The following is a 12996-nucleotide window of genomic DNA, read 5'->3' as shown; positions in this document are numbered from 1 at the left end:
CAGTGATGCTTTCGGCCAGGAGTCTGTTCCAGGAGATCCTCGACAACGACGAGTCGTTCCGGCTCTTCTGCTCCATCGCTGCCAGCGGCGAGGCGCAGGGCGGCTGGGAGAACGCCCGCATCGCCGCGCTCGTGCCGCCGGGCGAACGCGGACTCGCCCCCAAGATCGCCCGGCACGGCGCCGACGAGGACAAACACGGGCGGATCTTCCACGCCCTCATCAAGAAACGCGGCCTGCGGCCCGTCGAGGTCCCGCCCGACACCGACTACACGATGCTCCTCGAACGGCACGGCATCGGTCTGCCGCACGAGAAGCTCAGGGCCGACCGGCCGCTGACCGTCCCGGACGTCGTCACCTACCTCGCGCACAGCAGGGTCACCGAGCAGCGGGCCTCCGAGCAGATGGAGCTGCTGCGCAAGCACTTCGCCGACGACCCCGACATCGGCCGCGCGGTCCGGATGATCTCCCAGGACGAGGACAACCACCTCGCCTACTGCCACGAGGAACTGCTGCGCTTCGCGCACGCCGGACACGGCCGCACCATCCAGCGGACGCTGCGGGAGTGCGCGCTGGCCGAGATCCGCGTCTACCGCGACGTCAGCCTCGCCGTGATGAGCCACATGGGGCGCATCCTCGGCTGGTCGAAGGCCAGGTCGGCGACGCTCGCCGCGGGCATCCACGCCGTGTACGCCTACGAACGGCTGGCGGGCTGGCGGCGCATGGTCCGGCTGGCGATGCCCGAGCGGCGCGGCGCGCTCGACGGGCCCCCCGCGACGGCGCCCGAGTTCGCCTGAACCGGACGGCTCCCGCCCGCGCACCCCGCAGGCGCGGGCCCGCGCGGACCGGGCCGCTACAGCCAGCCCCGCTGCTTGAACATCCGGTAGAGCCCGACCTCCAGGACCGCCATCAGCAGGATCACGGTGGGATACGACCACACCCAGCGCAGCTCGGGCATGTGCTCGAAGTTCATGCCGTAGATTCCCGCGATCATCGTCGGGAGCGCGGCCATGGCGGCCCAGGCGGAGATCTTCCGCATGTCGTCGTTCTGCCGGACGCTCATCTGCGCCAGGTGAGCGGAGAGGATGTCGGAGACCAGCCGGTCCAGGCCCTCCACCGACTCGTTCACACGCGTCAGGTGGTCGCTGACGTCCCGGAAGAAGGGCTGCGTCTCCTCCGCGACGAACGGCAGTCCCGTACTGAACGAGCCGGTGCCCGCGAGGCGGGTCATCGGGATCGCCAGCGGGCCGGTGGCCCGGCGGAACTCCAGGATCTGCCGCTTGAACGTGTAGATGCGGGACGCGGTGTGGCGCGTTCCCCCGTCGGAAGGCGAGAAGACCTCGCTCTCCAGCTCCTCCAGGTCGGTCTGCAGCTCGGTCGCCACGTCCAGATAGTGGTCGACCGTGGCGTCGGCGATCGCGTACAGCACCGTCGTCGGACCGTGCCTGAGCATCTCCGGGTCCTGCTCCAGCCGGTGCCGCACCTCCTTCAGCGGCGCCCCCTCGCCGTGCCGCACGGTGACTATGAAGGAGTCACCCAGGAAGATCATGAGCTCGCCGGAGGACACCGCGTCGCTGTCCTGCTCGTACGTGACCGGCTTCAGGACCATGAAGACCGAGTCGTCGTACACCTCCAGCTTGGGGCGCTGGTGCGCCTTCAGGGCGTCCTCGACCGCCAGCGGGTGCAGCCCGAACTCGCTGGTGACGTGGGCGAACTCCTCCGCGGTCGGCTCGTGGAGACCGATCCAGAGGAAGGTGTCGTCCTGGTCGCGGGCGGCGTCCAGGGCGTCGGAGAGGTCGTCGGGGCCCTGAGAGCGGCGCCCGTCGCGGTAGATGGCACAGTCGACGATCACAGAGCGTATTCTCCTGCCTTCCGAGCCGTCCGACACACCGGCCCCGTCCTAGGCTGGGCCGCATGCCCACCCTGATCCTCGTCCGGCACGGACGTTCCACCGCCAACACCGCGGGGCTCCTCGCCGGCTGGACGCCCGGCGTAGCCCTCGACGAACGCGGCAGCGCACAGGCCGCCGCGCTCCCCGGCAGACTCGACGGCCTGCCGATCTCCGAGGTCGTCGCCAGCCCGCTCCAGCGCTGCCAGGAGACCGTACGCCCCCTGCTCGACGCCCGCCCCGGACTGCGCCTGCACAGCGACGACCGCATCGGCGAGTGCCACTACGGCGACTGGTCCGGCCGCAAGCTCGCCGAGCTCAAGGACGAACCGCTCATGGAGGTCGTGCAGGCGCACCCCTCCGCCGCGGCGTTCCCCGGCGGGGAATCCATGCGCGCGATGCAGACGCGTGCCGCCGAGGCGGTACGCGAGTGGAACGCGCGCGTGGAGCGCGATCACGGCGGTGACGCCGTCTACCTCATGTGCTCGCACGGCGACATCATCAAGTCCCTTGTCGCGGACGCACTCGGACTTCATCTCGACCTCTTCCAGCGGATCTCTGTGGAACCGTCTTCCATCACCGTGATCCGTTACACCCGTATGCGGCCATTTCTCGTCCGGCTCGGCGACACCGGCGATCTCGCCTCGCTGGCGCCGCGCGAGGAGAGCCCGGGCGGTGACGCCCCGGTCGGGGGCGGTGCGGGCGCACCGTGATCGTCGGCCGCAGTAGGGTGAAGCGTTCGAAGCAGCGCAGCAGTTGTCAGCAACCGGTGCGGACCGACGGCTGATCCGTCCGGCCGGTCCCGACGCAGATCCCCATGGAGACAGGACGTGTCCCGTCAGGTGTTCCTCTACGACCCCCCGGACCGTTTCGTGGCCGGTACGGTCGGGCTGCCCGGGCGCCGTACCTTCTTCCTGCAGGCCACCTCGGGCCCGCGGGTGACCAGCGTGGCCCTGGAGAAGACGCAGGTGGCCGCACTCGCCGAGCGGATGGAAGAGCTGCTCGACGAGGTCGTACGGCGGACCGGCGGCAGTGCGCCCGTACCCGCCGTCGCTCCCGCCGAGGTCTCCGACACCGCCCCGCTGGACACCCCCGTGGAGGAGGAGTTCCGGGTCGGCACCATGGCCCTGGCCTGGGACGGCGACGAGCAGCGCATGATCGTCGAGGCGCAGGCCCTGGTGGAGCTGGACGCCGACTCCGACGAGGACCTCGCGGAGGCCGAGGAGCGGCTCCTCCAGGACGAGGAGAACGGCCCGCCGATGCTCCGGGTCCGGCTCACCGGGGCGCAGGCCCGGGCCTTCGCCAAACGCGCCCTCGATGTCGTCAACGCGGGCCGGCCGCCCTGCCCGCTGTGCAGCCTCCCGCTCGACCCGGAAGGACACGTATGTCCGCGCCAGAACGGATACCGCCGCGGAGCGTGACCACGACCGAGCTGCTCGCCCGCGGCGAGCTCACGGTGCGCGGACGGATCCGTGAGGCCTCCAACGCGGTGCTGCACTGCTCCGTCTCCCACGACGGGCAGGAGGCGTTCTGCGTGTACAAGCCGGTCGCCGGGGAGCGGCCCCTGTGGGACTTCCCGGACGGGACGCTGGCGCAGCGCGAGGTCGCTGCGTACGAGGTCTCCGAAGCGACCGGCTGGGGGCTCGTGCCGCCCACCGTGCTGCGGGACGGGCCGTACGGCGAGGGCATGTGCCAGCTGTGGATCGAGGGGGAGGCCGGTTCCGAGCTGCTCGCGCTGGTGGACGGCGAGGAGCCCGGGGCGGGCTGGAAGGCCATCGCGTTCGCCGACGTGGGCGAGGGGCGTACGGCCCTGCTCGTGCACGCCGACGACGAGCGGCTGCGACGGCTCGCCGTGCTGGACGCCGTGATCAACAACGCGGACCGCAAGGGCGGCCATCTGCTGCCCGCGGGTGAGGGCCGGCTGTACGGCATCGACCACGGGGTCACCTTCAACGCCGAGAACAAGCTGCGCACGCTCCTGTGGGGCTGGGCGGGCGAGCCGCTCACCTCCGAGGCGGTCGAGGTGCTCACGTCACTGCGCGGCTCCCTGGCGCCCGGCGCACCGCTGGCCACCCGGCTGGCGGAACTCGTCACGCCCGCCGAGACCGACGCCACCCGGGCGCGGGTCGACGCCCTGCTCGCCTCGGGAAAGCACCCGGAGCCGAGCGGGGAGTGGCCGGCGATTCCCTGGCCACCGGTGTGACGGGACCAGGCACCCGACGGGCCGGGAGCACCTGCCGCGGGCACGTCGCCGGGGTGCGACCGCCCGCACCGCCCGTCGGCACGTCTGCCCGCGCCGCACACAGGCACGTCTGCCGCGCCGCACCAGGCACCTCGGCCCGTGCCGCGCGTCGGTGCCGAGAGGTCCGGCAGGACCGCCCTCGCGGCCGTCGTTCCCGGTCCGGTTCGTATACGGAACTCCCGTCCGGTTAGGCTCAGGGCATGTATGCCTGGCCCGCTTCTGAGGTCCCCGCCCTGCCCGGTGAGGGCCGCGACCTCCGGATCCACGACACCGCGACCGGTGGGCTCGTCACCCTCGACCCCGGTCCCGTCGCCCGTATCTACGTCTGCGGCATCACGCCGTACGACGCCACCCACCTGGGACACGCGGCGACCTACAACGCGTTCGACCTCGTGCAGCGCGTGTGGCTCGACACGAAGCGGCAGGTCCACTACGTCCAGAACGTGACCGACGTCGACGATCCGCTCCTGGAGCGGGCCGAGCGCGACGGCGTCGACTGGGTGGCACTGGCCGAGAAGGAGACCGCCCTCTTCCGCGAGGACATGACGGCCCTGCGGATGCTCCCGCCGAAGCACTACATCGGTGCCGTCGAGGCGATACCGGGCATCGTCCCGCTCGTCGAGCGGCTGCGCGACGCCGGCGCCGCCTATGAGCTCGAAGGCGACGTCTACTTCTCCGTCGAGTCCGACCCGCACTTCGGCCAGGTGTCGAATCTGGACGCCGCCGCGATGCGCCTGCTGTCCGCCGAGCGGGGCGGCGACCCCGACCGGCCGGGCAAGAAGAACCCCCTCGACCCGATGCTCTGGATGGCGGCCCGCGAGGGCGAGCCGAGCTGGGACGGCGGCTCGCTGGGCCGGGGACGCCCCGGCTGGCACATCGAGTGCGTGGCCATCGCGCTCGACCACCTCGGAATGGGCTTCGACGTCCAGGGCGGCGGCTCCGACCTCGCCTTCCCGCACCACGAGATGGGCGCCTCGCACGCCCAGGTGCTGACCGGCGAGTTCCCCATGGCCAAGGCGTACGTCCACGCCGGCATGGTCGCGCTCCACGGCGAGAAGATGTCGAAGTCCAAGGGCAACCTGGTCTTCGTCTCGAAGCTGCGGCGCGACGGCGTCGACCCGGCGGCCATCCGGCTCGCGCTCCTCGCGCACCACTACCGGGCCGACTGGGAGTGGACCGACGCGGTCCTCGAAGAAGCGGTCGCTCGGCTGGCGGACTGGCGCGCCGCGGTGTCGCGGCCCGACGGACCCTCCGCCGACGCGCTCGTCGAGGAGATCCGCGCCGCTCTCGCCGACGACCTGGACGCGCCGTCCGCGCTCGCCGCGGTCGACCGCTGGGCCGCGGTCCAGCACGAGCACGGCGGCACGGACGAGGGCGCGCCCGGCGTGGCCTCGCGTGCGGTGGACGCGCTGCTCGGCGTCGCGCTGTAACCGACGGCCACCGGGCGCGGCGCCTCACCCGCCGCACGGGGATCGAGAAGGCGTACGGCGGCCGGGGGATCGAGAAGGCGTACGGCGGCCGAGGGGCGGTGCGCGTCGCGCGCACCGCCCCTGCCGTTCAGTCCTCCGTGCCGTTGGAGGAGTCCGGGGAGTCCGGCGAACCGGAGGAACCCTGAGTCCCCGGGGAGCCCGTCGCGTCTGGAGAACCCGGCGATCCCGGCGAACCCGGGGCGCCCTCGGTGCCGGTGTCCCCGGCGCCCGTCTCCGCGCCGGCCCCGGCGTCGGACTCGGGCTCGGGGCCGGGCCGCTGCGGTTTCGGACGGCCCCGGCCCGCGGGGGTGTCGCGCAGGTACGACGCGGGCTCGCCGCTCTCCGTGGCGTGCCCCCCGGGCTGTGCCGCGGGACCGCCGCCGTCCCGGCGCCGCAGATAACGCTCGAACTCGCGGGCGATCGCCTCACCCGACGCCTCGGGCAGCTCGGCGGTGTCCCGGGCCTCCTCCAGCGTCTGCACGTACTCGGCGACCTCGCTGTCCTCGGCGGCCAGTTGGTCCACGCCCAGCTGCCAGGCCCGCGCGTCCTCGGCCAGATCGCCCAGCGGGATGCGCAGGTCGATGAGGTCCTCCAGACGGTTGAGCAGGGCCAGGGTCGCCTTCGGGTTGGGCGGCTGCGACACGTAGTGCGGCACCGCCGCCCACAGCGACACCGCCGGTACGCCCGCGTGCGTGCACGCTTCCTGGAGGATGCCGACGATGCCCGTCGGGCCCTCGTACTTGGTCTCCTCCAGATCCATCGTGCGGGCCAGGTCGGCGTCGGAGGTGACACCGCTGACCGGAACAGGACGGGTGTGCGGGGTGTCGCCGAGCAGGGCGCCCAGGATCACCACCAGCTCCACGCCCAGCTCGTGCGCGAACCCCAGCAGTTCGTTGCAGAACGAGCGCCAGCGCATGGACGGTTCGATACCCCGGACCAGCACCAGGTCGCGCGGCCTGTCGCCGCCGACCCGGACCACGGACAGCCGCGTCGTCGGCCAGGTGATCTTGCGGACGCCGCCGTCCAGCCACACGGTGGGGCGGTTGACCTGGAAGTCGTAGTAGTCCTCGGCGTCGAGCGCCGCGAACACCTCGCCCTTCCATTCCCGGTCGAGATGCGCGACCGCGGCGGAGGCGGCGTCACCGGCGTCGTTCCAGCCCTCGAACGCGGCCACCATGACCGGGTCGACCAGCTCGGGAACCCCCTCGAGCTCGATCACCCAGCGCCTCCTTCCGACGTGCCCTCGCGTACGTCCCAACCTTACGGCGTGCGCGGGGCGCCTCCGCAGCCCCCTTGCACGGGGGAGTGAACGGATCACTGCCCCGAACACCACCCGGGAACACCCGTCAGTCATCCGAGCTGTGCCCGGCCGGCCGCACGGCACCACGCGCGGCCGTCGGCAGCAGCCGGCCGACGAGGGGTCAGAGGGCCGATCGCAGCCACTGCTCCACGCTCGCGATGTGCACCGTCGCCCACGACCGGGCCGCCTCCCCGTCCCGGTCGCGCAGGGCGGCGAGGATGGCCCGGTGCTCGTGCAGCGTGCGGCCGACCGCGTCCCGCTGGGCCAGTCCGCGCCGGACGCGGGCCCCGGTGGTCGGCCCGGACAGCCCTTCGAGCAGGGAGCTCAGGACCGTGTTCCCGGAGCTCCGCGCGATGACACGGTGGAACTCCAGGTCGCAGGCGACGAGTTCGTCCACCGAGGGCGTGCCGCCGAGTGCGTCCAGCCGGGCGGTGAGCGCGTCCAGTTCCTGTTCGGCGATGCGCGGGGCGGCCAGTGCCGTCGCGGCCGGCTCCAGGATCCGGCGCACCGCCAGGAACTCGAGGACGGTGTCGTCGCGGTGGAAGTCGACGACGAAACTCAGCGCCTCCAGCAGGAGTTGGGGGTCCAGACTGGTGACGTAGGTCCCGTCGCCCTGCCGTACGTCGAGGACGCGGATGAGGGAGAGCGCGCGCACCGCCTCGCGCAGGGAGTTGCGGGACAGCCCGAGCACGGCGGCGAGTTCGCTCTCCCTGGGGAGTTGGTCGCCGGGCCGCAGCGTACCGGAGACGATCATCTCCTTGATCTTCTCGATCGCCTCGTCCGTGACTGCCATGGCGGAGCCCCTGTCGCTCAGACATCCGATGTCTCACGACAGTATGGGGGCGCGCAGGCCGCCTCGGCGCGGCAGCCGGCCCGGGCACGCGGAAGGGGCGGATCCCCCCGTGGGATCCGCCCCTCACTCCCGCTCGGACGCCTACTTCTCGTCGAGCAGGCCCTGCACCCTGGCGCGGATCTCGTCGGTGGCGAGCCCGCGGATCGTCAGCGTCGTACGGCGGCGCAGCACGTCGTCCGGCGTCTCGGCCCACTCGTGGTCCCGGGCGTAGACGACCTGGGCCCAGATCTCCGGGGCGTCCGGGTGGACGCGCTTGCCGAGTTCCGGGTTCTCGTTGGCCAGGCGCGCGATGTCGAAGGCCAGCGAGCCGTAGTGCGTGGCCAGGTGCCTGGCGGTGTCGGCCGCCATGCGCGGGCCGGGCGCCGGGCCGTCGACCAGCAGCCGGTGCGCCACGGCACGGGGGTTGGCGACACCCGGCAGCGGCAGCTTCTTCGGCAGCGCCTTGACCGGCTCGAAGTCCTCGCCGAGCGGGTGGCCCGGCAGCGACTCCAGCTTCTGCATGACGGTACGGCCGATGTGGCGGAAGGTGGTCCACTTGCCGCCGGCGATGGACAGCATGCCGCCGCGGCCCTCCGTCACCACGGTCTCCCGCTTGGCCTTCGACGTGTCGCCGGGTCCGCCCGGCAGCACCCGCAGGCCGGCGAAGGAGTAGGTGATCAGGTCACGGGACAGCTGCTGGTCGCGGACCGAGAACGCGGCCTCGTCCAGGATCTGGGCTATGTCCTTCTCGTTCACGGCGACCTCGCCCGGGTCGCCCTCGTACTCCTCGTCGGTCGTGCCGAGCAGCAGCATGTCCTCCCAGGGGAGGGCGAAGGTGATGCGGTACTTGTCGATCGGGGTGGCGAGCGCGGCCTTCCAGGGGGAGGTGCGCTTGAGGACCAGGTGCGCGCCCTTCGACAGCCGGATGGAGGGCGCCGCGTTCGGGTCCTCCATCTTGCGCAGGTGGTCGACCCAGGGGCCGGTCGCGTTCAGGACGAGACGCGCGTCGACGCCGAACTCGTCCCCGGTCGTACGGTCCTTCAGCTCCGCGCCCGTGACCCGGCCCCGGGTGAAGCGCAGGCCGGTGACCTCGGCGTGGTTGAGCACGACGGCGCCGGACTCGACGGCCGCGCGGACCGTCATCAGCGCCATGCGGGCGTCGTTCATCTGGTCGTCGCCGTACACGGCCACGGCCTTCAGGTTCTCGGTGCGCAGCTCCGGGACGTCCTGCTGGGCCTTGGCGGGGGAGAGCAGGTGCCCGACGCCGTCGCCGAAGGCGGACAGCGCCGAGTACGCGAACACGCCCGCGCCGAGCTTCGCGGCGCCGTGCGGGCCGCCCTTGTACACGGGGAGGTAGAAGGTCAGCGGGTTCGCCAGGTGGGGAGCCACCTGGCGGGAGACCGCGCGGCGCTCGAAGTGGTTCTCCGCCACCAGCTTCACCGCACCGGTCTGCAGGTAGCGCAGGCCGCCGTGGAGGAGCTTGGAGGAGGCGGAGGACGTGGCGCCGGCGAAGTCACCGGCGTCGACCAGAGCCACCCGCAGCCCGGACTGCGCGGCGTGCCAGGCGGTGGAGATGCCCAGGATGCCGCCGCCGATGACGAGAAGGTCGTACGTTGCCTTGGAGAGCTGCTCCCGGGTCTCGGCGCGGCTCGGGGCGGAGCCGGAGGCCGGGTGCGTACCGAGGGCAGGCACGGACTGCAGGGTGGTCTGGGTACTCATGCGGGTCTTACTCCTCGCCAGTGTTTCCATCGTCGAGCCAGCCCATGGACCGCTCCACGGCCTTGAGCCAGCTCTTGTACTCGCGGTCGCGGGTTTCCGCGGCCATGTTGGGGGTCCACTCCGCGGCCCGGCGCCAGTTGGCGCGCAGGTCCTCGGTGTTGGACCAGAAGCCGACGGCGAGACCGGCGGCGTAGGCGGCGCCGAGGCAGGTGGTCTCGGCGACCATCGGGCGCACCACGGGTGCGTCCAGGACGTCGGCGAGGGTCTGCATCAGCAGGTTGTTGGAGGTCATGCCGCCGTCGACCTTGAGGGCCGCGAGCTCGACGCCGGAGTCCTTCGTCATGGCGTCGCTGATCTCACGGGTCTGCCAGGCGGTGGCCTCGAGGACGGCGCGCGCGATGTGCGCCTTGGTGACGTAGCGGGTCAGGCCGGCGATCACACCGCGGGCGTCGGGGCGCCAGTACGGGGCGAACAGGCCGGAGAAGGCCGGCACGAAGTACGCGCCGCCGTTGTCCTCGACCGACGACGCGAGCGTCTCGATCTCGGCGGCCGACTTGATCAGGCCCATCTGGTCGCGCATCCACTGGACCAGCGAACCGGTGACGGCGATCGAGCCCTCCAGGGCGTAGACCGGGTCCTGGTCGCCGATCCGGTAGCCCACGGTGGTCAGCAGCCCGCTGTACGAGTTGATGATCTTGTCGCCGGTGTTCATCAGCATGAACGTGCCGGTGCCGTACGTGGACTTGGCCTCGCCCTCGGAGAAGCAGGTCTGGCCGAACAGGGCCGCCTGCTGGTCGCCGAGCGCGGAGGCGACCGGGATGCCGCCGAGCAGGTCGCCCAGCTTGCCGCCCGTGACCTCGCCGTACACCTCGGCGGAGGAGCGGATCTCCGGGAGCATCGACAGCGGGACGCCGATCGACTCGGCGATCTTCGGGTCCCACTCCAGCGTGTGCAGGTTCATCAGCATGGTGCGGGAGGCGTTGGTCACGTCGGTGACGTGCCTGCCGCCGTTGACGCCGCCGGTCAGGTTCCAGATGACCCAGCTGTCCATCGTGCCGAAGAGGATGTCTCCGGCCTCGGCGCGCTCGCGCAGGCCCTCGACGTTGTCCAGCAGCCAGCGGGCCTTCGGACCGGCGAAGTAGGAGGCCAGCGGCAGGCCGGTCTCGCGGCGGAAGCGGTCCTGGCCGACGTTGCGGCCGAGCTCCTTGCAGAGGGCGTCGGTGCGGGTGTCCTGCCAGACGAGGGCGTTGTGGACGGGCTCACCGGTGTTCTTGTCCCACAGCAGCGTGGTCTCACGCTGGTTGGTGATGCCGATGGCCTTGATGTCGTCGCGGGTGATGCCGGCCTTCTCGATGGCTCCGGCGACGACCTCCTCGACGTTGGTCCAGATCTCGGTGGCGTTGTGCTCCACCCAGCCCGGCTTCGGGAAGATCTGCTCGTGCTCCTTCTGGTCGACGGAGACGATGCGGCCGTCCCGGTCGAAGACGATGCAGCGGCTCGACGTCGTGCCCTGGTCGATGGCGGCGATGAAGGGGCCGGCGGTGTGTGCGTCGGTCACGGTGTGCTCCAGGAAGTCTCGGGTGGCGTGCTCGGGCCGCCGTCGGCGGTGATGGGCCGGGGGCTCACTTGAAGGCGATGTTGTAGAGACCGCCCGCGACGGCGCCGCCGATCAGCGGTCCGACCACGGGGATCCAGGCGTAGCCCCAGTCGGACCCGCCCTTGTTCGGCAGCGGCAGCAGGGCGTGCACGATACGGGGACCGAGGTCACGGACCGGGTTGATCGCGTAGCCGGTCGGACCGCCGAGCGAGAGGCCGATGCCGACGACCACGAGCGAGGTCACCAGGGCGCCGAGGACGCCCAGTCCGTTGCCGCCGTCGTTCAGGCCCTGGGTCAGGATCGCGAGGACCAGGACGACGGTGGCGATGATCTCGGTGACGAGGTTCTGCGCCACGTTGCGGATCTCGGGGCCGGTGGAGAAGATGCCCAGGACCGGACCGGCCTTGGGCGCCGCCTTCTGGTCGACCAGGGCTTCCTCGGCCGGCTGGGCCGCGAGTATCTCCGGGTCCGTGAGGTGGGCCTGGAACTGCCCGTAGTACGTGATCCACACCAGCACGGCGCCGATCATGGCGCCGAGGAGCTGGGAGCCGAGGTAGAGCGGGACATCGCTCCACTCGGTGCCGCCCTCGATGGCGAGGCCGATCGTGACCGCGGGGTTGAGATGAGCGCCGGAGACGCCGCCCGCGAGGTAGGCGGCCGTCAGGACCGCGAAACCCCACCCGAAGGTGATCGCGAGCCAGCCGGCGTTGAGAGCCTTCGAGCGCTTCAGCGTGACGGCGGCGCACACGCCACCGCCGAGCAGTATGAGTACGGCGGTACCGATGGTCTCGCCGATGAAGATGTCGGAGCTGGACACCCGCGACTCCTTTGTCCTTCGTCCAGGGGAAGCCGAACCCCGGGTCCCGCCGGTGGTTCGTGCTCTCGGGGAGTGAGAGCGATTCGGCCCTTGGCACTGTCACACCCTAACGCTTATTGCCGGTAGGTGTTCGACAATGCCGACCGATGGACGGGAGTCTCGCTCCGCCGTCTGCGGATCGTCAAGGGTTCTGTTATCGAAAACACGATCGTTATTGATCGCTGCGGGCTATCGGTCCCGCCGAGCCCCCGAGCAGGCCGCCGACGTGCGCCGACAGGCCTCCCCGGGGTGGCACGACGAAGGCCGGGACGCCCCTGGCGTCCCGGCCTCACGTACGTGTCCTCAGAACCGCCCGGCACCCAGATCGCGCGACACCGCGCGGGCGCAGTCGCGCACCGCGGCGATCAGCTCGGGACGCAGCTCCCCGTCCTTGCAGATCCGCTCGACGGCCCCGGTGATGCCCACGGCCCCGACCGGCATCCGGCGCCGGTTGTGGATCGGGGCGGCCACCGACGCGACACCCGTCCAGGTCTCCTCGACGTCGTCCGCGTACCCCCGCGCGCGCGTCAGGTCGAGGACACCCTCGAACTCGTCCGGCTCGCTTATGGTCCGGGCCGTGAACGTCTTGCGCTCGGCCTCCAGGACCTCGCTGTGCGCCACCGGGTCGTACGCCGTCAGGACCTTGCCGAGAGCCGTGGAGTGCAGCGGCTGCATGGCGCCCACCTCCAGCACCTGACGGCTGTCGTCCGGCCGGAACACGTGGTGCACGATCAGGACACCCTGCTGGTGGAGCACCCCGAGATAGACGCTCTCGCCGCTGGAACGGGCCAGGTCGTCCGTCCACACCAGGGCGCGCGCCCGCAGTTCGTGCACATCGAGATAGGTGGTGCCCAGCCGGAGCAGCTCGGCGCCCAGCTGGTACCGCCCGGACGCGGTGTCCTGCTCGACGAAGCCCTCGTGCTGGAGGGTCCGCAATATGCCGTGGGCCGTACCCTTGGCGAGGCCAAGCGAGGAGGCGATGTCCGACAGGCCGAGCCGCCGCTCACCGCCCGCGAGCAGGCGCAGCATCGCGGCCGCCCGCTCGAGCGACTGGATGTTCCGTGCCATCGCCGTGCTGCCCTCCGTCCCCTTCGGC

12 protein-coding genes are annotated in these 12996 nt (G+C 71.6%); 5 read left to right on the top strand and 7 right to left on the bottom strand.

Going from position 1 to position 12996, the window contains the following annotated elements; all coding sequences use genetic code 11:
• Positions 1-5 precede the first annotated feature (5 nt).
• Positions 6-794, top strand: coding sequence for a ferritin-like domain-containing protein (locus ACFYP4_RS27820; protein ID WP_388788999.1), 789 nt, complete (start codon positions 6-8; stop codon positions 792-794).
• Positions 795-850: 56 nt separating this feature from the next.
• On the opposite strand, the gene corA is transcribed toward ACFYP4_RS27820, so the two are convergent.
• Positions 851-1849: a magnesium/cobalt transporter CorA gene (gene corA, locus ACFYP4_RS27815; RefSeq protein ID WP_388788996.1), complete on the bottom strand. Its 999-nt coding sequence runs from the start codon at positions 1847-1849 to the stop codon at positions 851-853.
• A gap of 62 nt (positions 1850-1911) precedes the next feature.
• On the opposite strand from corA, the gene ACFYP4_RS27810 reads away from it, so the two are divergent.
• The 4 genes from ACFYP4_RS27810 to mshC all read left to right on the top strand — a co-directional run bounded on the left by ACFYP4_RS27810 (position 1912) and on the right by mshC (position 5557).
• The gene (locus ACFYP4_RS27810) at positions 1912-2598 is read left to right on the top strand and encodes a histidine phosphatase family protein (protein WP_358853482.1); all 687 of its coding nucleotides are present in this window, start codon (positions 1912-1914) and stop codon (positions 2596-2598) included.
• 117 nt (positions 2599-2715) lie between these two features.
• Entirely contained in the window at positions 2716-3306 is a 591-nt protein-coding gene (locus tag ACFYP4_RS27805; protein WP_358853481.1) for a DUF3090 domain-containing protein, read from the top strand.
• Entirely contained in the window at positions 3270-4088 is an 819-nt protein-coding gene (locus ACFYP4_RS27800) for an SCO1664 family protein (protein ID WP_388788992.1), read from the top strand. Before ACFYP4_RS27805 ends, ACFYP4_RS27800 begins: the two co-directional genes overlap by 37 nt.
• Before the next feature lie 239 nt (positions 4089-4327).
• Entirely contained in the window at positions 4328-5557 is a 1230-nt protein-coding gene (mshC, locus tag ACFYP4_RS27795) for a cysteine--1-D-myo-inosityl 2-amino-2-deoxy-alpha-D-glucopyranoside ligase (RefSeq protein WP_388788989.1), read from the top strand.
• A gap of 127 nt (positions 5558-5684) precedes the next feature.
• Here mshC and ACFYP4_RS27790 read toward each other — a convergent pair whose 3' ends face one another.
• From ACFYP4_RS27790 to ACFYP4_RS27765, 6 genes are all read right to left on the bottom strand, one after another.
• Positions 5685-6815, bottom strand: coding sequence for a PAC2 family protein (locus tag ACFYP4_RS27790; RefSeq protein WP_388788986.1), 1131 nt, complete (start codon positions 6813-6815; stop codon positions 5685-5687).
• A 202-nt stretch (positions 6816-7017) separates the two neighbouring features.
• The gene (locus tag ACFYP4_RS27785; RefSeq protein WP_388788984.1) at positions 7018-7689 is read right to left on the bottom strand and encodes a FadR/GntR family transcriptional regulator; all 672 of its coding nucleotides are present in this window, start codon (positions 7687-7689) and stop codon (positions 7018-7020) included.
• A 141-nt stretch (positions 7690-7830) separates the two neighbouring features.
• Positions 7831-9447, bottom strand: a complete 1617-nt coding sequence (locus ACFYP4_RS27780) for an FAD-dependent oxidoreductase (protein WP_388788981.1) — start codon at positions 9445-9447, stop codon at positions 7831-7833.
• A 7-nt stretch (positions 9448-9454) separates the two neighbouring features.
• On the bottom strand, positions 9455-11005 hold the full coding sequence (gene glpK / locus ACFYP4_RS27775; protein ID WP_358853475.1) for a glycerol kinase GlpK: 1551 nt from the start codon (positions 11003-11005) through the stop codon (positions 9455-9457).
• Positions 11006-11069: 64 nt separating this feature from the next.
• Positions 11070-11861, bottom strand: a complete 792-nt coding sequence (locus tag ACFYP4_RS27770; protein ID WP_358853474.1) for an MIP/aquaporin family protein — start codon at positions 11859-11861, stop codon at positions 11070-11072.
• 342 nt (positions 11862-12203) lie between these two features.
• On the bottom strand, positions 12204-12968 hold the full coding sequence (locus ACFYP4_RS27765; RefSeq protein WP_358853473.1) for an IclR family transcriptional regulator: 765 nt from the start codon (positions 12966-12968) through the stop codon (positions 12204-12206).
• Positions 12969-12996: the final 28 nt, after the last annotated feature.

Source organism: Streptomyces sp. NPDC005551, assembly GCF_042871785.1.
In the GTDB taxonomy this organism is placed as follows: domain Bacteria; phylum Actinomycetota; class Actinomycetes; order Streptomycetales; family Streptomycetaceae; genus Streptomyces.
Note: the sequence above shows the minus strand (reverse complement) of the source record. Positions and strands in the feature narration are given on the sequence as shown.